General features: G+C 73.7%; 21 protein-coding genes. 15 read left to right on the top strand and 6 right to left on the bottom strand.

All coding sequences use genetic code 11. The features are described from left to right. Window positions 1-10 precede the first annotated feature (10 nt). From Ani05nite_RS11615 to Ani05nite_RS11570, 10 genes are all read left to right on the top strand, one after another. A complete protein-coding gene (locus Ani05nite_RS11615) occupies window positions 11-499 on the top strand; it encodes a MarR family winged helix-turn-helix transcriptional regulator (protein WP_239129681.1) in 489 nt (162 codons plus the stop codon). A 67-nt stretch (window positions 500-566) separates the two neighbouring features. Then, entirely contained in the window at window positions 567-1,667 is a 1,101-nt protein-coding gene (locus tag Ani05nite_RS11610; protein ID WP_203767692.1) for a serine hydrolase domain-containing protein, read from the top strand. Between the two features lie 95 nt (window positions 1,668-1,762). Then, a complete protein-coding gene (locus Ani05nite_RS11605) occupies window positions 1,763-2,890 on the top strand; it encodes an ABC transporter substrate-binding protein (protein WP_203767689.1) in 1,128 nt (375 codons plus the stop codon). A gap of 3 nt (window positions 2,891-2,893) precedes the next feature. Next, a complete protein-coding gene (locus Ani05nite_RS11600) occupies window positions 2,894-3,814 on the top strand; it encodes an ABC transporter permease (protein ID WP_203767686.1) in 921 nt (306 codons plus the stop codon). Next, complete coding sequence (locus tag Ani05nite_RS11595; protein WP_203767684.1) at window positions 3,802-4,596, top strand: ABC transporter permease; 795 nt, start codon at window positions 3,802-3,804, stop codon at window positions 4,594-4,596. Before Ani05nite_RS11600 ends, Ani05nite_RS11595 begins: the two co-directional genes overlap by 13 nt. Next, on the top strand, window positions 4,593-5,624 hold the full coding sequence (locus Ani05nite_RS11590; protein WP_203767682.1) for an ABC transporter ATP-binding protein: 1,032 nt from the start codon (window positions 4,593-4,595) through the stop codon (window positions 5,622-5,624). The genes Ani05nite_RS11595 and Ani05nite_RS11590 overlap by 4 nt, the downstream gene beginning before the upstream one ends. Before the next feature lie 277 nt (window positions 5,625-5,901). Beyond that, window positions 5,902-6,180 (top strand): hypothetical protein, encoded by a 279-nt coding sequence (locus tag Ani05nite_RS11585; protein WP_203767680.1) that lies wholly within the window; start codon window positions 5,902-5,904, stop codon window positions 6,178-6,180. Window positions 6,181-6,228: 48 nt separating this feature from the next. Continuing rightward, a complete protein-coding gene (locus tag Ani05nite_RS11580; protein ID WP_203767679.1) occupies window positions 6,229-7,638 on the top strand; it encodes a DUF4331 domain-containing protein in 1,410 nt (469 codons plus the stop codon). Beyond that, window positions 7,635-7,976, top strand: coding sequence for a phospholipase (locus tag Ani05nite_RS11575; protein WP_203767677.1), 342 nt, complete (start codon window positions 7,635-7,637; stop codon window positions 7,974-7,976). The genes Ani05nite_RS11580 and Ani05nite_RS11575 overlap by 4 nt, the downstream gene beginning before the upstream one ends. Before the next feature lie 36 nt (window positions 7,977-8,012). Beyond that, a complete protein-coding gene (locus Ani05nite_RS11570) occupies window positions 8,013-9,038 on the top strand; it encodes an AraC family transcriptional regulator (protein ID WP_203767675.1) in 1,026 nt (341 codons plus the stop codon). Here the strand turns inward: Ani05nite_RS11570 and Ani05nite_RS11565 are convergent. The 3 genes from Ani05nite_RS11565 to glgC form a co-directional block, all read right to left on the bottom strand. After that, a complete protein-coding gene (locus Ani05nite_RS11565) occupies window positions 9,004-10,191 on the bottom strand; it encodes an RNA polymerase sigma factor (RefSeq protein WP_203767673.1) in 1,188 nt (395 codons plus the stop codon). The two genes, Ani05nite_RS11570 and Ani05nite_RS11565, sit on opposite strands and share 35 nt — an antisense overlap. A gap of 6 nt (window positions 10,192-10,197) precedes the next feature. Beyond that, window positions 10,198-10,605, bottom strand: coding sequence for a YciI family protein (locus Ani05nite_RS11560; RefSeq protein ID WP_203767671.1), 408 nt, complete (start codon window positions 10,603-10,605; stop codon window positions 10,198-10,200). A 104-nt stretch (window positions 10,606-10,709) separates the two neighbouring features. Further along, on the bottom strand, window positions 10,710-11,942 hold the full coding sequence (glgC, locus tag Ani05nite_RS11555; RefSeq protein ID WP_203767668.1) for a glucose-1-phosphate adenylyltransferase: 1,233 nt from the start codon (window positions 11,940-11,942) through the stop codon (window positions 10,710-10,712). A 248-nt stretch (window positions 11,943-12,190) separates the two neighbouring features. On the opposite strand from glgC, the gene Ani05nite_RS11550 reads away from it, so the two are divergent. The 3 genes from Ani05nite_RS11550 to glgA are packed head-to-tail and all read left to right on the top strand — an operon-like array spanning window position 12,191 to window position 14,736. Beyond that, window positions 12,191-12,847, top strand: a complete 657-nt coding sequence (locus Ani05nite_RS11550; protein ID WP_203767665.1) for a DUF4142 domain-containing protein — start codon at window positions 12,191-12,193, stop codon at window positions 12,845-12,847. After that, complete coding sequence (locus Ani05nite_RS11545) at window positions 12,844-13,470, top strand: class F sortase (RefSeq protein WP_203767662.1); 627 nt, start codon at window positions 12,844-12,846, stop codon at window positions 13,468-13,470. Before Ani05nite_RS11550 ends, Ani05nite_RS11545 begins: the two co-directional genes overlap by 4 nt. A gap of 42 nt (window positions 13,471-13,512) precedes the next feature. After that, on the top strand, window positions 13,513-14,736 hold the full coding sequence (glgA, locus tag Ani05nite_RS11540) for a glycogen synthase (RefSeq protein WP_239129679.1): 1,224 nt from the start codon (window positions 13,513-13,515) through the stop codon (window positions 14,734-14,736). Here glgA and Ani05nite_RS11535 read toward each other — a convergent pair. Beyond that, window positions 14,718-15,620 (bottom strand): NAD(P)/FAD-dependent oxidoreductase, encoded by a 903-nt coding sequence (locus Ani05nite_RS11535; protein ID WP_203767659.1) that lies wholly within the window; start codon window positions 15,618-15,620, stop codon window positions 14,718-14,720. The genes glgA and Ani05nite_RS11535 overlap by 19 nt on opposite strands. Before the next feature lie 32 nt (window positions 15,621-15,652). Between Ani05nite_RS11535 and Ani05nite_RS11530 the strand changes: the two genes are divergently transcribed. After that, window positions 15,653-17,284 (top strand): glycoside hydrolase family 10-like protein, encoded by a 1,632-nt coding sequence (locus Ani05nite_RS11530; RefSeq protein WP_203767656.1) that lies wholly within the window; start codon window positions 15,653-15,655, stop codon window positions 17,282-17,284. Here Ani05nite_RS11530 and Ani05nite_RS11525 read toward each other — a convergent pair. Then, window positions 17,274-18,908 (bottom strand): ABC-F family ATP-binding cassette domain-containing protein, encoded by a 1,635-nt coding sequence (locus Ani05nite_RS11525; RefSeq protein ID WP_203767653.1) that lies wholly within the window; start codon window positions 18,906-18,908, stop codon window positions 17,274-17,276. The genes Ani05nite_RS11530 and Ani05nite_RS11525 overlap by 11 nt on opposite strands. A gap of 24 nt (window positions 18,909-18,932) precedes the next feature. Further along, the gene (locus Ani05nite_RS11520) at window positions 18,933-19,748 is read right to left on the bottom strand and encodes a PhzF family phenazine biosynthesis protein (protein ID WP_203767843.1); all 816 of its coding nucleotides are present in this window, start codon (window positions 19,746-19,748) and stop codon (window positions 18,933-18,935) included. A gap of 100 nt (window positions 19,749-19,848) precedes the next feature. Between Ani05nite_RS11520 and Ani05nite_RS11515 the strand changes: the two genes are divergently transcribed. Further along, a complete protein-coding gene (locus Ani05nite_RS11515) occupies window positions 19,849-21,273 on the top strand; it encodes a sigma 54-interacting transcriptional regulator (RefSeq protein ID WP_203767651.1) in 1,425 nt (474 codons plus the stop codon). Window positions 21,274-21,297 lie beyond the last annotated feature (24 nt).

The following is a 21,297-nucleotide window of genomic DNA, read 5'->3' as shown; positions in this document are numbered from 1 at the left end:
GACTGACGGGGTGTACCGGGCGCGGAAGTCGGAGCGGGACAGGCTCCGCGAGGAGATCGTCGAGCTGATGCAGACCTACAGCGTGGAGGCGCAGCAGGTGGGGCACGCGTTCGCCCAGCGCCACCGGCTGCACCCGACCGACCTGCAGGCGCTCATCGCGGTGATGCACGCCGAGGGCCGGGGCGAGCCGCTGACCCCGGGCCGGCTCGGCGAGGCCATCGGGCTGTCCTCGGGCGCCACCACCGCGGCCATCGACCGGCTGGAACGCGCCGGGCACCTGCGCCGCAGCCGGGAGAGCACCGATCGCCGGCTGGTGCACCTGCGCTACGGCGAGCCCGGGATGGCGCTGGCCATGGAGTTCTTCGGCCCGCTGGGCAAGCGCACCGACGCCATGATGGCCGCCTTCAGCGACGAGGACCTGGACGTGGTGCGCCGCTTCCTGCACGGCATGAACGGCGCGCTGGCCGCGCACCGCGCCGAGGTGCTGACGGCGGACTGACCCGCGCCGCGGGGGAGACTTACGCACCCGGTCTGCGTCACCATGGAGGGCCGGAAGGAGGCCGCCGATGTCGCTGGTGCGGGGAACGGTCGCCCCGGGCTTCGCCAAGGTGCGTGAGTGCTTCGCCGCCGAGATGGCCCGCCTCGGCGACGTCGGCGCCCAGCTGGCCGTGTACCGGCACGGCCGCCCGGTCGTCGATCTCTGGACCATCGATCCGGACGCGCTGCTCGGGCTGCTGTCGGTGACCAAGGGAGCGGCGTTCATCGTCGTCGCGCTGCTCGCCCAGGACGGCGTCATCGACGTCCGGCGCTCGGTGCGGCACTACTGGCCCCAGTTCATCCCGGACGTGACCGTGCGCGAGCTGCTCGGCCACCGGGCCGGGCTGATCGGCGTGGACGGCGGGTTCGGGCCGGCCGAGCTGGCCGACGACCGGATCATCGCCGAGCGGCTGGCCAAGCAGCGGCCGTACTGGCCGCGCGGCGCCGGCTACGGCGACCACGCGCTGGTCATCGGCGCGCTGGCGGGCGAGGTCGTGCGCCGGGTGACCGGCCGGTCGCTGCAGCAGACGTACGAGCAGCGGGTGCGCGCGCCGTACGGGATCGACCTGTATCTGGGGCTGCCGGCCGAGCTCGAGCCGCGGTTCCGGCCGCTGCGCGCCCCCGTGGGCCGCGAGCCGGGGCCGGACCCGGCCGGCCTGACCGGCATCGCGCTGAACCGGCACGCCGACCCGCCGACCGACCTGACCGTTTTCGCCAACAGCCGCACCGTGCGCGCCCGGGGCCCGGCCTCGGCCGGCGGTGTCGGCAATGCACGCGGCATCGCCCGGTTGTATGCTGCGGCCCTGTCGGGCCTCAACGGCAGGGAACCGCTGCTGCGCCCGGCCACCATCGCCGAATTCGGCACCGCCGGCGCCCCCGCCCCGGACCTGTTGTCCGGGGGCTCCGGCGCTCAGTTCGGCCTCGGCTTCGAGGCCCTGACGACCCCCTATCCGTTTCTCGGCCCGGCCGCGTTCGGTCACTTCGGCGCGGCCGGCTCGCTCGGCCTCGCCGACCCGCGCAGCGGCGTCGCGTACGGCTACGCCCGGGACCGTCTCGCCCAGCCCCACGGTGGCGGCGCGGTGGAGAACGACCACCTCGTGGCGGCTGTCATTCAGGCCGCCGACGCCTGATCGCCGCCTGCCGACCGCCCGCCCGACACCCCGTACTCCCATGATCCACAGCGGCGCCGCCCCCCGGCGGGCGCCGATGAGATGGAGGAACCACAGTGCGGACCCTTTCCCGTACCGCCGCGGCCCTGCTGGCGGCCGCGACCTTCGCCGGCCTCACGGCCTGCTCCCCGCCCGAGAAGAAGAGCGACTCGGCCGGCAGCGGCGCGGCCACCGCGGCCAGCGCCGCCGATCTCGGCGGCATGGACGCGCTCGTCGCGGCCGCCAAGAAGGAGGGCCAGCTCAACGTCATCGCCCTGCCCCCGGACTGGGCCAACTACGGCGAGATCATCAAGGCCTTCGGGACGAAGTACGGCATCAAGGTCAACTCGGCCCAGCCGGACGCGTCCAGCCAGGACGAGATCAACGCCGCGGACCAGCTCAAGGGCCAGGACAAGGCGCCCGACGTGTTCGACCTCGGCACCGCGGTCGCCACCGCCAACGTGGCCAAGTTCGCGCCGTACAAGGTGGCGACCTGGGCCGACGTCCCCGACGCGCTCAAGGACGCCAACGGCACCTGGGTCAACGACTACGGCGGCTACATGTCGATCGGCTACGACAGCGCCAAGGTGCCCGCCCCGGCCGGCGTGGCCGACCTGCTCAAGCCCGCGTACAAGGGCAAGGTCGCGCTCAACGGCGACCCGACCCAGGCCGGCGCCGCGTTCGCCGGCGTCGTGATGGCGGCGCTGGGCAACGGCGGCTCGGCCGACGACATCGCCCCCGGCGTGGACTTCTTCGGCAAGCTCAAGAAGGCCGGCAACTTCCTGCCGGTCGACCCGACCCCGGCGACCGTGGAGTCCGGACAGACCCCGGTGGTCATCGACTGGGACTACCTCAACGTGGCCCAGGGCGCCAAGCTCACCGGCAAGGTGCAGTGGAAGACCGTCGTGCCGGCCGGCGCGGTGCTCGGCTCCTACTACGTGCAGGCCATCAGCAAGGACGCCCCGCACCCCGCGGCCGCCCGGCTCTGGCAGGAGTTCCTCTACTCCGACGAGGGCCAGAACCTGTGGCTCAAGGGCGGCGCCCGGCCGGTGCGCGCCGACGCCATGGCCAAGGCGGGCACGATCGACGCCACCGCCTTCGCGGCCCTGCCGAAGGCCGAGGGCACCCCGGTGTTCCAGACCGAGGCGCAGACCGCCAAGGCCAAGGAGTACCTGGCCGCCAACTGGGCCAAGGCCATCGGCTGAAGTATGGCCACCGTCACAGACGACCCGGGCCTGCTGGCACCCGTGCCACGGGTCCGGGCCCCCCGCCGCGGGCTGCGGCTGCACGACCTCCGCAGCCTGCTCGGCACCCTGCCGTTCTTCGCCTACGTCACGATCTTCCTGATCATCCCGACCCTGGTCGTCGCGATCGGGGCGTTCGCCGGCGACGGCGGCTTCACCTGGTCGAACGTGTCCTCGCTGGGCGAGGAGTACGTGCGCGACGCGTTCGGGCGCAGCATCCTGCTCTCGGCGATCACCGCGATCATCGGCGCGGTCCTCGGCGCGGTGCTGGCGTACGCGCTGGCCACCGCGAAGCCCGGCGGGCTGCTGCGGCGCGTCGTCACCGCGGCCTCCGGGGTCCTCGCCCAGTTCGGCGGGGTGACCCTGGCCTTCGCGTTCATCGCCACCATCGGCCTGTCCGGCTTCGTCACCGTGTTCCTGCGCGACGAGCTGGGCGTGGACATCTACTCCGGCGGGGTCTGGCTGTTCGAGCTGCCCGGGCTGATGCTGGTCTACACCTACTTCCAGATCCCGCTCATGGTGATCGTGTTCCTGCCCGCGCTGGACGGCATCCGCCCGCAGTGGCGCGAGGCCACCGAGAGCCTGGGCGGCTCCACCTGGCAGTACTGGACCCGGGTGGCCGGACCACTGCTCGCGCCCGCCTTCCTGGGCTCCACGCTGCTGCTGTTCGCCAACGCGTTCTCCGCGTACGCGACGGCCGCGGCCCTGGTCAGCCAGGGCAACCCGATCGTGCCGTTGCAGATCCGCAGCGCCCTGACCAGCGAGGTGGTCCTCGGCCAGCAGAACCTCGGCAAGGCCATGGCGCTCGGCATGGTCGTGGTCGTGGCCGTGGTGATGACCCTGTACGCCCTGCTGCAGAAGCGGACCGCGCGATGGCTGGGCTGAGGGCGCGCCGGGCCCGCCGGCAGTCCGCGTTCCGCTGGGCCGTGCTCGCGGTCATGGGCGTGTTCTTCCTGCTGCCGCTCGCGGCCATGCTGGAGTTCACCACCCGCGGCGGCGGCGGCACGTGGTCGCTGCTGGCCGACTGGCCCCGGCTCAGCGAGACCTACCCCGACCTGGCCGAGGGGATCGTCGCGTCGCTGGGCCAGGCGCTGCTGACCGCGCTGCTGATGCTGGCGCTGCTGGTGCCGACCGCGATCTGGGTGCGGCTGCGCCTGCCCGGACTGCGGCCGCTGGTGGAGTTCATCTGCCTGCTGCCGCTGACCATCCCGGCCATCGTGCTGGTCGTCGGCCTGGCCCCGGTGTACGCGTGGGTCACCTACTTCCTCGGCGGCTCGTCGCTGACGCTGACGTTCGCGTACACGATCCTGGTGCTGCCGTACGCGTACCGCTCGATCGACGCCGGGCTCTCCGCGATCGACGTCAGGACGCTGGCCGAGGCTGCCCGCGGCCTCGGCGCGGGCTGGTTCACCGTGATGGCCCGGGTGGTGCTGCCCAACATCCGCTCGGCCGTGCTGTCGGCCGCGTTCCTGACCGTGGCGCTCGTGCTCGGCGAGTTCACCATCGCCTCGCTGCTGAACCGCACCAACCTGCAGGTCGCGATCAACCTGCTCGGCAAGAGCAGCGCCACCATGTCGGTGGCCGTCTCGCTCGCCGCGCTGATCCTGGCCTTCCTGCTCCTGCTGCTCCTGACCCTGTTCGGCGACCGACGGAAGGCATCCCGATGAACGGCCTGAACGGCGTCGCGGTCCACCTCGACGACCTGCGCCGCACCTTCGGCGCCGTGCCCGCCCTCGACGGGCTGGACCTGCACATCGAGCCGGGCGAGCTGGTCGCCCTGCTCGGGCCGTCCGGCTGCGGCAAGACCACGGCGCTGCGCGTCCTGGCCGGGCTGGAGGACGCGGACAGCGGGCGGGTGCTGGTGGACGGCAAGGACATCACCGGCCTGCCGGCGAACCGGCGCGACATGGGCATGGTGTTCCAGGCGTACAGCCTCTTCCCGCACCTGACCGCGCTGCAGAACGTCCAGTTCGGACTCAAGCTGCGCCGGCGCGCGGGCGGCGACCGGGCCGCGGCGATGCTCGACCTGGTCGGGATCAGCAGCCACGCCGGCCGCTACCCGCACCAGCTCTCCGGCGGCCAGCAGCAGCGGGTGGCGCTGGCCCGGGCGCTGGCGATCGAGCCGCAGGTGCTGCTGCTCGACGAGCCGCTCTCCGCGCTGGACGCCAAGGTCCGGGTCCAGCTGCGCGACGAGATCCGCCGGATCCAGACCGAGGTCGGCACCACCACGCTGTTCGTCACCCACGACCAGGAGGAGGCGCTGGCCGTCGCCGACCGGGTCGGGGTGATGCGGGACGGCCGGCTGGAGCAGCTGGCCGCCCCGGCCGAGGTGTACCTGCGCCCGGCCAGCGCGTTCGTCGCGGACTTCGTCGGGCTGAGCAACCGGCTGCCCGGCCACGTCGACGGGGACACGGTCACCGTGCTGGGCGCCCGGCTGCCGCTGGTCCGGCCCGGCGCGACCGGCCCGCGGGTGACCGCCCTGGTACGCCCGGAATCGGTCGGCGTGGTGCCCGACCCGGACGGCGCCGGCCGGGTGCTGTCCACGGCCTTCCTGGGCCCGACCAGCCGGGTCACCGTCGAGGTGGGCGACAGCGTGGTGGTCGCGCAGGTGAGCGGGGAGCTGCTCGGCCGGCTGCCGGTGGGCAGCCCGGTGCGGCTCGACCTGCGGCCGGTGCCGGTGACACTGGAGGAGTAGCCCGGCCGGGCCGGAACCGCAAGATCACGTAGCGCGGCGGCCGCCGGACTGTCCGTCACTTTCCCGGGGCGGCCCCATACCGCTCCCGGAATGGGGTTGAGCTGCGCCTCTATCGATTCCGGCGGGTTACCGACCTGAAAGAAACCTTTACCCGGAAATCGCTTTGAACTCCTGCGGTGATCGTCTCGTACTGATGGACGTCGACGACGTTAGGCACGTGCATCAACCCGATTCGCGCGCCGGTGAGACCGCCGGAGCGTTTGACGAAAGGCCGAGCATGAGTCGTGTCCACTACGGCACGCGGGCGGTCAACCGCCTGTCCCGCCGCCGGGTCCTCGCCATCGCCGCCACCGTGGGCGTCGGCGCCGCCGGGGCCAGCGTGGCCGGGCTGAGCCTGGCTGGTGAGAAGCCCGGCGCCAAGGCCGGCGAGCCGCTGGTGCTCTCCCTGCGGGACGCCAAGAAGGGCACGTTCGACGTGTTCTCCGGGGGTTCCAAGGTGACGCTGACCGACCCCGATCTCGCCGAGAAGCTCCTCAAGGCCGTCAAGCGCGCCTGAATCGCTTCCTCACCCAGCCCCCCGATTCCTGAGTAAGGAAGAAGCCTCATGTCATCGCACCGCGAAGCGCCGGAAATCAGCAAGGACCCGGTGGCCGACAGCGCCGACCTGTACGCGTTCGTCAGCCCGGACCACCCGGACACCGTGACGCTCATCGCCAATTACGTGCCGCTGCAGCTGCCCGCCAGCGGCCCGAACTTCTTCGAGTTCGGCGACGACGTGCTCTACGAGATCCACGTCGACTCCAACGGCGACGGCCGGCCGGACCTGACGTACCAGTTCCGGTTCCGCACCGAGCTGCGCAACGACCGGACGTTCCTCTACAACACCGGCCCGATCGAGTCGCTGGACAGCGAGAACTGGAACCGCCGGCAGTTCTACTCGGTCACCAAGGTGGACTCGCACGGCAAGCACACGGTGCTGGCCGAGAAGCTGCCCTGCCCGCCGTGCAACGTCGGCCCGCTGTCCATCCCCGACTACGACAAGCTGGCCGAGGACGCGGTGCACAAGCTGAAGACCGGCGAGAAGGTCTTCGCCGGGCAGCGCGCCGACCCGTTCTTCGTCGACCTGGGCGCCATCTTCGACCTCGGCACGCTGCGGCCGTTCCAGGACAAGCACCTGGTCGGGCAGAAGCTGTTCAACTACGCCGGCAAGGCGGTCAACGCCACCGACAAGATGAACGTGCACAGCATCGCCCTCCAGCTGCCGCTGCACTACGTCCGCAAGGACGGCAAGAAGAAGGTCCGCGGCCGCGACCCGGGCGCCGTCATCGGCGTCTGGACCTCGGCGAGCCGCCGCCAGGTGCAGGTCCGGCACGGAAAGAAGGACAACGACGACGTGTACGTGGGCCCGCAGGTCCAGGTGTCGCGGCTCGGCAACCCGCTGTTCAACGAGGTCATCGTGCCGATGGCGCAGAAGGACCTGTGGAACAGCCTGCCGCCGAGCGAGGACAAGCGCTTCGCCGAGTTCGTCGAGCAGCCGGAGCTGGGCGCGCTGCTGCCGGTGCTCTACCCCGGCCTGTTCGACAACCTGGCCGAGCTCAACAAGGCCAAGACCGCCCGCGCCGACCTGGTGGCGATCCTGCTCACCGGCATCCCGGACGGCCTGATCGACGACTTCCAGAACAACACCGGCGACGTGCAGGCCGACATGCTGCGGCTCAACACCGCCATCCCGCCCACCAAGGAGGACCCCAACGCGTTCGGCCTGCTCGGCGGCGACCTGGCCGGGTTCCCGAACGGGCGCCGGGTCGCGGACGACGTCGTGTCGATCTCGCTGCGGGCCATCGCCGGCGTGACCGTGCCGCTGGTCGACGAGAAGTTCAAGCCGGACGCGGCGGCCGCGCTGGTCGAGCAGGGACTGTCGGCCAAGGACGCCAGCGCCAAGCTGCTCAAGAAGTTCCCGTACCTCGGGGTGCCGTTCGACGGCTTCAACAACCCCGGGCCGGCGGACAAGTGAGCGCGGGCGGACACCACCACCACACGCTCGACCCGTCCGGGCAGGGCACCGTGGTGCTCAACATCGGCGCCGGCATCGGGGCCCTGGTCATCTACACCCCGGGCGGCCTGCACGGCCACGAGATCGAGGTGAGCCCGGTCGGCGACACCACCGCGCGGACCCACGCCGCGGTCCGCGCCCGCTACGTGCGCGACGGCGTGCTGTTCAGCGTCGTCATCGACGACCTCGCCGAGGGCCGCTACGTGGTGTGGCGGGACCCGGTGACGCCGTTGGCCGAGGTCGACGTGCGCGGCGGCGCGGTCACCGAGTACGAGTGGCCGGTAGCCGCCATGGCGTGACGGGCGGTAACGCCTCTGTCGGTCTAGGGTGAGCGGATGGACACGGCAGGGGCGGCCCGTCCGGAGCCTCGGACCGGGGAGCCGGACGGCGACGTGGCAGTGTGCGCCAGCCTCCGGACCACCGACCTGGACGAGGCCGGCTCGTTCTGCCGCCGCATGTTCTACGGTCCGCTGGAGGTCAAGCCGACCGGCGGCGCCGACGACATCGCGTTCACCGGCGAGGTGGCGCAGATCGGTCCGCTCACCATCGGCGAGATCAGTTACGGCGTGGAGATGCGCCTGGCGACCGGCGACCTGGAGACGGCGTACCACGTGCTGGCCCCGCTGACCGGCGCCGTGCAGGTGCTGCACCGTGGCGCGGCGACCACGGCCGACCCGAGCCAGGCGGCGGTGTTCCGCCCGCTGGGCGACATCGCGCTGCGCTGGTCGGCCGACTGCCGGCTGATCAGCGTCAAGGTGGACCGGCTGGCCCTGGAACGCGAGCTCGACGCGGCGCTGGACCGCGAGGTCGGCTCGCCGGTGCCGCTGGGGGCGACGTTCGGCCTCGCCGGCGGGCCCGGCCGCAGCTGGCTGGCGCTGATCCGGCTGCTGCTCGGCGAGACCCGCCAGCCGGACGGCCTGAGGGTGCTGCCGCACCTGCTGCGCCAGTGGCGGGAGCTGGCCGTCAGCGGGCTGGCCCAGGCGGTCGAGCACCCGTTCTCGCAGAACCCGGCGGGCCGGCCCACGACCCGGCGCCCCCGGACGGTCAAGCGCACCCTGGACGCGATGCACGCGGAACCGGGCCGGTCCTTCACCGCGGCCGAGCTGGCCGGCATCGCGGGCGTGGGCATCCGCGTGCTGCAGGAGTCGTTCCGCCAGCACGTCGGGGTGCCGCCCCTGACCTACCTGCGCCGGCTGCGGCTGGAGGGCGTGCACGCCGAGCTGAGCCGGGCGGGCCCGGACCAGCTCAGCGTCAGCGAGGTGGCGACCCGGTGGGGCTTCACCCACCTGGGCCGGTTCGCGGGCGCGTACCGCGACCGCTACGGCGTCACCCCGTCCCAGACCCTGCGGGACCGGGTCTGACCGCGCCGCGCCGCCGGATGTCCAGGTTGAGCCGGGCGGCCCGGCGGGTGAGATGGTCGCGCTCGGCGAGGTTGGGCGCCGACCGCGCCGCCTCGGCGTAGAGCCGGGCCGCGGTGACCGGGTCCCCGTCGCGCTCGTGCAGGTACGCCGCGACGGCGGTGTAGCGGGGCAGGTTCGGATCGAGCGCGGCCAGGGCGGCCAGGCCGGCGCGCGGCCCGTCCGCCTCGCCGACCGCGACGGCCCGGTTGAGGCGCGCCACCGGGCTGCCGGTGAGGCGCACCAGCTCGTCGTACCACTCCACGATCTGAACCCAGTCGGTCTCCGCGGCCGTGCGGGCGTCGGCGTGCAGGGCGGCGACGGCCGCCTGGGCCTGGAACTCGCCCAGCCGGTCGCGGGCCAGGGCGGCCTGGAGCACGTCGACCCCCTCGGCGATCAGGCGGGTGTCCCACCGGCCGCGGTCCTGCTCGGCCAGCGGCACCAGCCCGCCGTCCGCCCCGGTGCGGGCCGGGCGCCGGGCGTGGTGCAGCAGCATGAGCGCGAGCAGGCCCGCGACCTCCTCGTGGGGGATCGCGGCGGCCAGCCGGCGGGTGAGCCGGATCGCCTCGGCGGCCAGGTCGACGTCGCCGGAATAGCCCTCGTTGAAGACCAGGTAGAGCACGCGCAGGACGGTGGCGACGTCACCGGGCCGGTCGAACCGGACCTCCGAGACGGTCCGCTTGGCCCGGCTGATGCGCTGGGCCATGGTCGCCTCCGGCACCAGGTACGCCTGCGCGATCTGCCGGGTGGTCAGGCCGCCGACCGCGCGCAGGGTGAGCGCGACGGCCGAGGCCGGGGTCAGGGACGGGTGCGCGCACAGGAAGTACAGCTGCAGCGTGTCGTCCACCGCCCCGGCCGGTCCGGGCGCGGGCTCGCTGTCGACCCGGACCTCGCGGTGCCGGCGCGAGGTGTCGGCGCGGACGGCGTCGAGGAACTTGCGCCAGGCGGCCGTGACGAGCCAGCCCCGGGGGTCCCGCGGCGGGTCGTCCGGCCACACCCGGACCGCCTCGAGCAGGGCGTCCTGGACGGCGTCCTCGGCCGCCGCGAAGTCGGCTCCGCGGCGGCCGAGGATCGCGATCACGGTGGGGGTGAGGGCGCGCAGCAGGGCCTCGTCCACCGCGCGTCACTCCGTGATGGTCGGCGGCTCGGCCAGGAACGGGCGCAGCTCGAGCCACTCGTGGATCGGCTTGCCCCCCGCGCCCGGGGCCGCGGACAGCTCGCCGGCCACCTCCAGCGCCCGTTCGTAGCTCTCCACGTCGATGATCATCCAGCCGGCGATCAGGTCCTTGGTCTCCGCGAACGGCCCGTCGGTGACCGGCGGGCGCCCCTCGCCGTCGTAGCGCACGAACGTGCCCTCCGGCGAGAGGGCCTGGCCGTCGACGAACTCACCGGTGCCCTCGAGCCGGGCGGCCCAGTCGCGCATGAACTGGATGTGGTCCGAGACCTCCCCGGGCGTCCACTGGTCCATCGGGACGTCGTTGAGCGCCGCCGGGCCGCCGCGGTAGTGCTTGAGCAAGAGGTACTTGGCCATGGTTGTCTCCTCGCTGCGGTACGGCCCTGGTGGCCGTCTCAGCACCGGGGACGGAGCCGGGCCCGGCTTCTCGACATCGCGCCGCTGTTTTTCTCCGGCGGCGGCTACGGCTCGATCCGCTGGCCCTTGCCGATGACCACGATGCCGCTGTCGGAGACCGTGTAGCGCTTGCGGTCGCGGTCCAGGTCGACGCCGATCTTGGCGTCCTCGGGGATCAGCACGTTCTTGTCGATGATCGCGTTGCGGATCACCGCGCGCCGGCCCACCTGGACGCCCTCCATCAGCACCGAGCCCTCCACGTGGGCCCACGAGTTGACCCGGACGTTGGGGGAGACCACCGAGCGTTCGACCAGCGAGCCGGAGACCACCACGCCGGGCGAGATCATCGAGTCGACCGCGCGGCCCTGCCGGTCGTCGTAGCCGTGCACGAACTTGGCCGGCGGCCACGAGCCGTAGTTGGTGAAGATCGGCCAGTCCATGTTGTAGAGGTTGAAGACCGGCAGCGTCGCGATCAGGTCCATGTGGGCGTCGTAGAACGAGTCGAGCGTGCCCACGTCGCGCCAGTAGCCGCGGTCGCGCTCGGTGCTGCCCGGCACGTCGTTGTCGCGGAAGTCGTAGACGTTGGCCTCGCCCTTCTCCACCAGCATCGGGATGATGTTGCCGCCCATGTCGTGCTTGCTGTCGGGGTCCTGCGCGTCGGCGGTGACCGCCTCGCACAGCGCCCGGGTGGTGAAGACGTAGTTGCCCATCGACGCGTAGATCTCGTCCGGGGCGTCGGGCAGGCCGTCGACGTCCACCGGCTTCTCCCGGAAGGCGCGGATCTTCCGGCCGTCCTCGCCCACGTCGATGACGCCGAACTGGTCCGACATCGACTTGGGCTGGCGGATGCCGGCCACGGTGACCGCGGCGCCCGAGGCGATGTGGTCGTCGACCATCTGCTTGGGGTCCATGCGGTAGATGTGGTCCGCGCCGAAGACGATGACGTAGTCGGGGTTCTCGTCGTTGATCAGGTTGAGGCTCTGGTAGATCGCGTCGGCCGAGCCGGCGAACCAGCGCGGGCCCAGCCGCTGCTGCGCCGGCACGGGGGTGACGTAGTTGCCCAGCAGGGTCGACATCCGCCAGGTCTTGGTGATGTGCCGGTCGAGCGAGTGCGACTTGTACTGGGTCAGCACCACGATCTTGAGGAACCCGCCGTTGGCCAGGTTCGACAGCACGAAGTCGATCATGCGGTAGATGCCGCCGAAGGGGACGCCGGGCTTGGCCCGGTCCGCGGTGAGGGGCATGAGGCGCTTGCCTTCGCCACCGGCCAGAACGATCGCGAGCACCTTGACAGCCATGCCCGTGACGCTAACTTTCCCGGTGCCTCAGCGCCAGTCGAAGCGGCTATTCTCCGCGAGTCGCGCCCATCGGGCGGCGTTTCCGCGGTTCGGCGCCGGATTTGCGCCCGCGCGTCCCGGTCCCGGCCCGCCCGTCCCCTTCGCCGGCCGGCGCACCGGACAAGTTGCGTCGATTTCTGCGTCGTTCCGCGCATGGCCGTCGATGGGCCGGGTAGTCGCCCGGCACATCGACGAAGGGATCGACCATCATGCTTCTCCGACGAGCCGCGGCCGTGGCCGGCGTGGCCACCGTGCTGCTCCTGCCGGCGACCGCCGCGACGGCGGCGCCGTCCGATCAGGACACCGCGTTCCTGCGGGCCGCCCACCAGTCCAACCTGGCCGAGATCGCCACCGGCCGGCTGGCCCAGCAACAGGCCGGCAGTGACCGGGTCAAGGAGCTCGGCGCCCGCTGGGTGGCCGACCACACCAAGCTGGACACCGCGCTGCGGGACACCGCCGGGACGCTCGGGGTGGACCTGCCGGACGCGCCGAACGCCGAGCAGCGGGCGCTGGCCCGGCGCTACCAGGCGGCGTCCGGCGCCGCCTTCGACAAGCTCTGGGTCCCCACCCAGATGGACGCGCACATGAAGGCCATGCAGCTGGGGGAGAAGGAGCTCGCCCAGGGCGGCGACGCCCAGGCCAAGAAGGTGGCGCAGGACGCCGCTCCGGTGGTCGCCGCGCACCACGACCTGCTCGACGACGCCGCGCGCGAGCTCGGCGTGCCCGCCCGGATCGACACGGGCACCGGCGGGCAGGCCGCCCGGTCGAGCGTGCCGTCGGCGCTGGGCTTCGGCGCCCTGGGCCTGCTGCTGCTCGGGGCGGCCCTGGTCCTGCTGCGTCGCCGTACCGCGGTCGCGTCGCGATGAGCCAGCCCGGCCGGCGCGCCGCGGGCTGGACCACCCTGGTGGCCGGCCTCGGCGCGCTGGCCGCCGGCGTGGTCCTGCTGCTGCGCCCGCCCGCCGCCCCGGCCGACGTCGGGTCCCTGCCGCCCCTGCCGGTCGTGGTGGCGCCGCGGACCGCGGCGCCCTCGGACCCGGCCCCGGCGGCGCCGGCCCGCTGGACGCCGGCGCGGGTCGCGATCGACCGCCTGCGGGTCGCGGCCCCGGTCGACCCGGTCGGCACCACCCGCGCGGGCGCGCTGGACGTGCCGGGCGACCCGGACCGGCTGGGCTGGTGGATCGGCTCGGCGCTGCCCGGCGACCGGCGCGGCACGGTGCTCATCGCCGGACACGTCGACACCGCCGAGGACGGCGCGGGTGCCCTCTACCGCCTGGAGACCCTGCCCGTCGGCGCCCGGATCGTGGTCCGGGCCGGCGACCGGGACGTCGCCTACCGGGTCACGGCCCGGCGCAGCTACGCCAAGAGCCGGCTGCCGGCCGCCCTGTTCCGCCGCGACACCGGCCCGCTGCTGGCCCTGGTGACGTGCGGGGGCGCGTTCCGCGACGGCGCCTACGACCACAACGTGGTCGTCTACGCCACCCCGCTGTGACGACCCGGGTGGACCGGCCGCGATGCGACTATTCTGCGGGACGTGACCGACTCACGTGCGACATCCAGCGGCAGTGATCTGCGCGTCGACCTGCTCACCCGGGAGTACCCGCCGGAGGTGTACGGCGGCGCCGGCGTCCACGTCGAATACCTCGCCCGGGACCTGCGCCCGCTGACCGACGTGCGGGTGCACTGCTTCGGGGCCGAGCGCGACGAGCCCGGCGTGACCGCGTACCCGGAGCCCGCCGAGCTGGCCGGGGCGAACGCGGCCCTGCGCACCATGGGCGTCGACCTGGCGATGGCGGCCGGCTGCGCCGGCACGGACATCGTGCACAGCCACACCTGGTACGCCAACTTCGCCGGTCACACCGCCAAGCTGCTGTACGGCGTCCCGCACGTGGTCACCACGCACAGCCTGGAGCCGCTGCGCCCGTGGAAGGCCGAGCAACTCGGCGGCGGCTACGCGCTCTCCTCGTTCTGCGAGCGGACCGCGATCGAGGGCGCCGACGCGATCATCGCCGTCTCCGGCGGCATGAAGCGCGACGTGCTGACCGCCTACCCGGGCGTCGACCCCGACAAGATCCGGGTGGTCTACAACGGCATCGACACCGAGCAGTACGCCCCGAACCGCGGCACCGACGTCATCGAGCGCCTGGGCATCGACCTGAACCGGCCCAGCGTCGTCTTCGTCGGGCGGATCACCCGGCAGAAGGGCCTGCCGTACCTGATGCGGGCCTGCCACGACCTGCCGCCGCAGACCCAGATCGTGCTGCTCGCCGGGGCGCCCGACACCAAGGAGATCGCCGCCGAGGTCGAGGCCCTGGCCGACGAGCTGCGCGCCGCCCGGGACGCGGCCGGGGTGATCTGGGTGCAGGAGATGCTGCCCAAGCACGAGGTCGTGCAGGTGCTCACGCACGCGACGGTGTTCGTCTGCCCGTCGGTCTACGAGCCGATGGGCATCGTCAACCTGGAGGCGATGGCCTGCGAGACGGCCGTGGTCGCCACCGCCACCGGCGGCATCCCGGAGGTCGTGGCCGACGGCGAGACCGGCCTGCTGGTGCCGATCGAGCAGGTCAGCGACGGCACCGGCACCCCGGTCGACCCGCCGCGCTTCATCGCCGACCTCGCCGCCGCGATGACCGAGCTGATCGAGGACCCGGACCGCGCGACCCGGATGGGGCTGGCCGGGCGCCGCCGGGCGGTCGAGCACTTCAGCTGGTCCCGGATCGCCGTGGACACCCTCGAGGTCTACCGCTCGGTGCTCTGAGCCAGGATCGCGCGGGCCACCGCCCGCCCGGAGAGCCAGGCCGTCTGCACCCGCGGCTTGCCGAAGGCGTCGCCGGCCAGCCAGACCCGGCCGTCGGTGGCGAAGGACGCGCTGCCGGCGCCCGGGTGGGCGTAGGTCCAGCGGTGCACGTGCACCTCGGGCCGGCCGGTCAGCCCCAGCACCTCGTTGACCGCCGCGGCCAGCTCGCCGGCCGCGGCGCCCGGGTCGGCCAGCCGGGGCCGGGCGAAGGCGGCGGTGGAGTGCGCGACCAGCACCGGCGCGGCGTCGCCGCGCCGGTCGCCGTCGTCGAAGATCGTGGCCAGCACCGGGTGGTCGTTCACGAACGCGCCGTGCAGCGGCGGCCAGGACCGCCGGTCGTACGTGCAGACGGCCGCGAGCACCGGCTCCCAGGCCTGGGCCCGGGCCGCGTCGGCGACCGCGGCGGGCGGGTCCAGCCGCAGCGCCTGCGGCCCCGGCATGGCCAGCACGACGGCGTCCGCGTCGTCCGGGACCGCCCGCAGCTCGCTCTCCAGCGCGATGTCCAGCCCGCCGGCCAGCTCCGTGGCCAGCGACCGCAGCCCGCCCGGCGCCGCCCAGCGCATCGGCCCGGTCGTCGGCTCACCCGGGAACACGGCCAGCGTGTCCGTCCACGGCCGGGCCAGCCCCCGCGCCCGCCACCGCTCGGCCAGGGCGGCGAAATCCGGGTCGTCGGCCACGAAGTACGCCGCGCCGATGTCGGCGTACCGGCCGCCGAGGCGTTTGCTGGCCAGCCGCCCGCCGACGACCCGGCCGCGTTCGTGCACCCGGACGGCGGCGCCCCCGGCGGCCAGCTCCCCGGCGCAGGCCAGCCCCGCGATTCCCGCCCCCACCACGACCACATTCATGGGCCGAGCCTAGGACCAGGCACACTGGGTCGATGCCCCGTCCCCCCGTGCGGCTCGTCCTGATCGTCTCCGCCGTGCTGCTGGCGGTGTCGGTCCTCGGCATCGGACTGCTCCGGGCGGCCAGCTACGAGCCGCCGGGCGCGGGCTCGCCGGCGGCGCGCGGGCCGGAGCGGGCCGGGCCGGCCGCCGGCACGCCCGGCCGGTGCGCCGGGGTGCCGGTCAGCGCCACCTGGGAGCTGCGCGGCATGTGGCTCACCACGGTGATGAACATCGACTGGCCCAGCAAGCCCGGGCTGAGCCGCGAGCAGGTGCAGACCGAGTACCGCGCCTGGCTGGACCTGGCGGTGTCGATGCGGCACAACGCGATCTTCGTGCACGTGCGGCCCAGCGGCGACGCGTTCTGGGAGTCGGCGTACGCGCCGTGGTCGGAGTGGCTGACCGGCCGGCGGGACGGCCGGTCGCCCGGCTGGGACCCGATGGCGTTCATGGTGGCCGAGGCGCACGCGCGCAACCTGGAGTTCCACGCCTGGTTCAACCCGTACCGGGGGAGCCAGCCGGCCCCGGCCGGGCCCGGCGCCGACTTCGCCGAGCTGGCGCCGAACCACCCGTTGCGCAAGCACCGCGACTGGGCCATCGCCTACCCGGACGGCAAGAACGCCCGGCTTTACTTCGACCCGGGCATCCCCGCCGCCCGCGCGTTCGTCGAGGACGCGATGCTCGAGGCCGTCGAGAAGTACGACGTGGACGGGGTGCACTTCGACGACTTCTTCTACCCGTACCCGGAGGGCGGCGGCAACGACTTCAAGGACGACGCCAGCTTCGCCCGCCGCGCCGACAAGTCGCAGAGCCGGGCGGACTGGCGGCGGGCCAACGTCGACACCCTGGTCAGCGAGATGAGCCGGCGGATCAAGCAGCTCAAGCCGTGGGTCAAGTTCGGCATCAGCCCGTTCGGCATCTGGCGCAACCGCGACACCGACCCGGCCGGCTCGGACACCCACGGCCTGCAGAGCTACGACGCCATCTACGCCGACACCCGCAAGTGGGTGCGCGAGGGCTGGCTGGACTACGTCGTGCCCCAGCTGTACTGGGCCATCGGCTTCGACAAGGCCGACTACACCAAGGCCCTGCCCTGGTGGTCCGGGCTGGTCCGGGGCACCCGGGTGCAGCTCTACATCGGCCAGGGCGACTACCGGGTGGGTGAGAAGGGCCCGTGGCGCCAGCCCGACCAGATCGACCGCCAGCTGAGCCTCAACGACAAGTACGGCGTGCTCGGCAGCGTGCACTTCAGCGCCAAGCAGATCCGCGAGGACCGGCTCGGCTCGGTCACCCGCTACCGCGACCACCACTACGCCGCCCCGGCCCTGCTGCCGCCGATGGCGCAGCTGCCGGCCGCGCCGCCCGCCGCGCCGCGGCTCGTGGGCGCCCGCCGTACCCCGGCCGGTCCGGTGCAGCTGGAGTGGCAGGCGGGCGCGGGCGCGGAGCCGGCCAGCTGGGCGCTCTACCGGGTCGAGGGGGCCGCCGCCAAGCTGGTCGCCACCGGCCGGGCCGGCGCGAAGGTGCAGGACCCGGCGCCCCCGCCGGCCGCCGCCCAGTACTGCCTGAGCGGGCTGGACCGCTCCGGCAACGAGGGGGCGGTCAGCGCGCCGCGCGGCGTCAGCCGGTGACCCGGCCCGCGGCGACCTCGAGCTGCCGGGTGGTGTGCACCGCCTCGAGCATCCGCCGGTCGTGGGTGACCAGCAGCAGCGTGCCGGGGTAGCCGGCCAGCGCCGACTCCAGCTGCTCGATCGCGGCCAGGTCCAGGTGGTTGGTCGGCTCGTCCAGCACCAGCAGGTTCACGCCCCGGGCCTGCAGCAGCGCCAGCGCCGCGCGGGTCCGCTCGCCCGGCGACAGGGTGCCGGCCGGGCGCAGCACGTGCGCGGCGCGCAGCCCGAACTTCGCCAGCAGCGTGCGCACCTCGGCGTCCGGCAGCTCGGGCACGGCCGCGCCGAACGCGGCCATCAGCGGCTCGTCGCCGAGGAACAGCCCGCGGGCCTGGTCCACCTCGCCGACCACGACGCCCGGGCCCAGCTGGGCCGCGCCGGCCGCCAGCGGCAGCCGGCCGAGCAGCGCCGCGAGCAGCGTCGACTTGCCCGCCCCGTTGGCGCCGGTGATCGCCACCCGGTCCGCCCAGTCGATCTGCAGCGTCACCGGGCCCAGGGTGAAGTCGCCGCGGCGCACCACCGCGTCGCGCAGGGTCGCCACGACCGCGCCGGCGCGCGGCGCGGCGGCGATCTCCATGCGCAGCTCCCACTCCTTGCGCGGCTCCTCCACGACCTCCAGGCGCTCGATCATCCGCTGCGTCTGCCGGGCCTTGGCGGCCTGCTTCTCGGTGGACTCCGCGCGCACGTTGCGGCCGATCTTGTCGTTGTCCTTGGCCTTGCGGCGCGCGTTGCGCACGCCGTGCTCCATCCAGCCGCGCTGCATCTGCGCCCGTTCCTGCAGCGCGCCCTTCTTGTCGGCGAACTCCTCGTAGTCCTCCCGGGCGTGCCGCCGGGCCCGGTCGCGCTCCTCCAGGTAGGCGCCGTACCCGCCGCCGTAGCGGCGGACCTGCTGCTGGGCCAGGTCGAGCTCCAGCACCGCGGTGACGGTGCGGGTGAGGAACTCACGGTCGTGGCTGACCAGCAGCGTGCCCGCGCGCAGCGAGGTGACGAACTCCTCCAGCCGGGCCAGCCCGGCCAGGTCGAGGTCGTTGGTCGGCTCGTCGAGCAGGAAGATGTCGTAGCGGCTGAGCAGCAGCGAGGCCATCCCGGCCCGGGCCGCCTGCCCGCCGGACAGGGCGGTCATCGGGTGCCCGAGCGCGACGCCGAGGCCCAGTTCGGCCGCCACGGCCCCGGCCCGCTCGTCCAGGTCGGCGCCGCCCAGGTCGAGCCAGCGTTCCAGCGCGGCGGCGTACGTCTCGTCGGCGCCGGGCCGGCCGGTGGCCAGGGCCTCGGCGGCCGCGTCCATCGCGGCCTGCGCCGGCCCGACCCCGGTGCGGCGGGCCAGGAAGTCCCGGACGGTCTCCCCGGCGCGCCGCTCGCGCTCCTGCGGGAGATAGCCGACGTTCGCGGTGGGCGGGCTCAGCGTCACCGTGCCGGCCTCGACCGGCAGCAGCCCGGCCAGGGTACGCAGCAGCGTCGTCTTGCCCGCCCCGTTGACCCCGACCAGGCCGATCACGTCCGCGGGGGCGACCACCAGGTCGAGGGAGCTGAACAGGGTGCGGTCGCCGTGCCCGGCGGCGAGGTCCTTGACGATCATCGTGGCGCTCATCGGGACCCGACTCTATCGGCCGCCCTACCGGGGGATCGGCACCGCCGTGCCGCTGACCCGCACGCCGTCCTGGCCGGGGGTCAGCGTGACGGTGATCCGGGCCCCGCCCTGCGTCACGTGCACCACCGCGTCGTCGGCCACCAGACCCTCGGCCCGCAGGTAGCCGCCGAGGGCGGCCGCGGCGGCGCCGGTGGCCGGGTCCTCGTACACGCCGCCGACCGGGAACGGATTGCGCACCTCGAAGCTGTCCGCGGCCGCGCGCCACACGAGCTGCACGGTGGTCCAGCCCCGGGCCTCCATCAGCGCCTTCAGCGCCGGCACGTCGTAGTCCAGGTCGGCCAGCCGCTGCCGGGTCGCGGCCGCGACGACCGGGTGGTACGCCCCGGCGTAGGCGACCCGGGGCGGCAGGGCCGGATCCAGCTCCGCGGCGTCCCAGCGCAGCGCGGCCAGCAGCGCGCTCAGGCCGGCCGGGTCCAGCTCCGCCACCCGGGCGCCGACGCTGGTCAGGGTGGCCCGGCGCCGGTCGTCCACGCGGACCGGCACCTCGCCGACGGTGGTGACGAAGACCAGCGGGCCCGGCCCGTGCCGGTCGGCCAGGGCCACGGCGGCCCCGACGGTGGCGTGCCCGCAGAACGGCACCTCGGCCAGCGGGCTGAAGTAGCGCACCCGGTGGACGCCGGCGCCGCGGTCCCCGGTCAGGAAAGCGGTCTCGGAGTAGCCCACCTCGGCCGCGATCGCCTGCATCTCGGCGTCGGACAGGCTGCTCGCGTCCAGGACCACGCCCGCCGGGTTGCCGCCGGCCGGATCGTCGCTGAACGCCGCGTACCGCAGGATCTCGATGTCGCTCACGTCCCTCAGCGTCCCCCGCCGGAGGGGGCCCGGCCAGGGCCAATTCGGCGGTCTTGGTCACTTGTCACAGGTGCGGGGTAGCGTTTCCGAAGTGACTGAAGCTTCCACACAGCTCGTCCCCACACCTCCGACCGATCTTCCCCGCACGCTGGGCGAGCTCCGCGCCTCCGGCCACGAGTTCCGCACCGTGAAGGAGGAGCTGCGCGACAACCTGCTCGACCGGCTGCGCCGCGGCGCCCCGCGCTTCCCGGGCATCGTCGGCTTCGACGACACCGTGCTGCCCGAGGTCGAGCGGGCGCTGCTGGCCGGCCACGACATGGTGCTGCTCGGCGAGCGGGGCCAGGGCAAGACCCGGCTGATCCGCGGCCTGGTCGACCTGCTCGACGAGTGGACCCCGTACATCACCGGCTCCGAGCTGCGCGAACATCCGTACCAGCCGCTCACCCCGGCCACCCGGCGGCTGGCCGGCGAGACCGGCGACCTGCTGCCGATCTCCTGGCTGCACCGCTCCGAGCGGTACGGCGAGAAGCTGGCCACCCCGGACACCAGCGTCGGCGACCTGATCGGCGACGTCGACCCGATCAAGGTGGCCGAGGGCCGCGCCCTGGGCGACCCGGACACCATCCACTTCGGGCTGGTCCCGCGCACCAACCGCGGCATCTTCGCCGTCAACGAGCTGCCCGACCTGGCCGAGCGCATCCAGGTGTCGCTGCTCAACGTGCTCGAGGAACGCGACATCCAGGTCCGCGGCTACCAGCTGCGGCTGCCGCTCGACCTGCTGCTGGTGGCCTCGGCCAACCCGGAGGACTACACCAACCGGGGCCGGATCATCACCCCGCTCAAGGACCGCTTCGGCGCCGAGATCCGCACCCACTACCCGCTCGACATCGAGCTGGAGACCTCGCTGATCCGGCAGGAGGCGGCGCTGGCCGCGCACGTGCCGGACCACCTGGTCGAGGTGCTGGCCCGCTACACCCGCGCGGTCCGCGAGTCGCCGGCCGTCGACTCCCGCTCGGGCATCTCGGCCCGCTTCGCCATCGCCGCGGCCGAGACCGTCGCCGCGTCCGCGCTGCGCCGGTCCGGGCTCAGGAACGAGCGCGAGGCCGTCGCCCGGATCTGCGACACCGTCTCGGTGACCAGCACCCTGCGGGGCAAGGTCGAGTTCGAGAGCGGCGAGGAGGGGCGCGAGACCGAGATCCTCGCCCACCTGCTGCGCCTGGCCACGGCCGAGACGTTCCGGGCCCGGCTGGCCGGACTCGACCTGTCCGGCTTCACCGCCCTGGTCGCCGAGGGCGCCATCATCGAGACCGGTGACCTGGTCTCGGCCGAGGAGCTGCTGGCCCAGATCGGCACGGTGCCCGGCCTGGCCAAGGTGCTCGACCGGCTCGGGCTGGGCGACGCGCCCAGCCCCGGGCAGGCGGCCTCCGGCGTCGAGTTCGTCCTGGAGGGGCTGCACCTCACCCGCCGGCTGGCCAAGGAGCTGACCGACGACGGCCGCACCCTGTACGGGAGCTGACATGTGCCTCTTCCCTGAGACCGG

Origin of the sequence: Actinoplanes nipponensis, from assembly GCF_016862275.1 — a bacterium.
GTDB classification, from domain to species: Bacteria; Actinomycetota; Actinomycetes; order Mycobacteriales; family Micromonosporaceae; genus Actinoplanes; species Actinoplanes nipponensis.
This window is presented reverse-complemented; position numbering and strand designations above follow the sequence as displayed.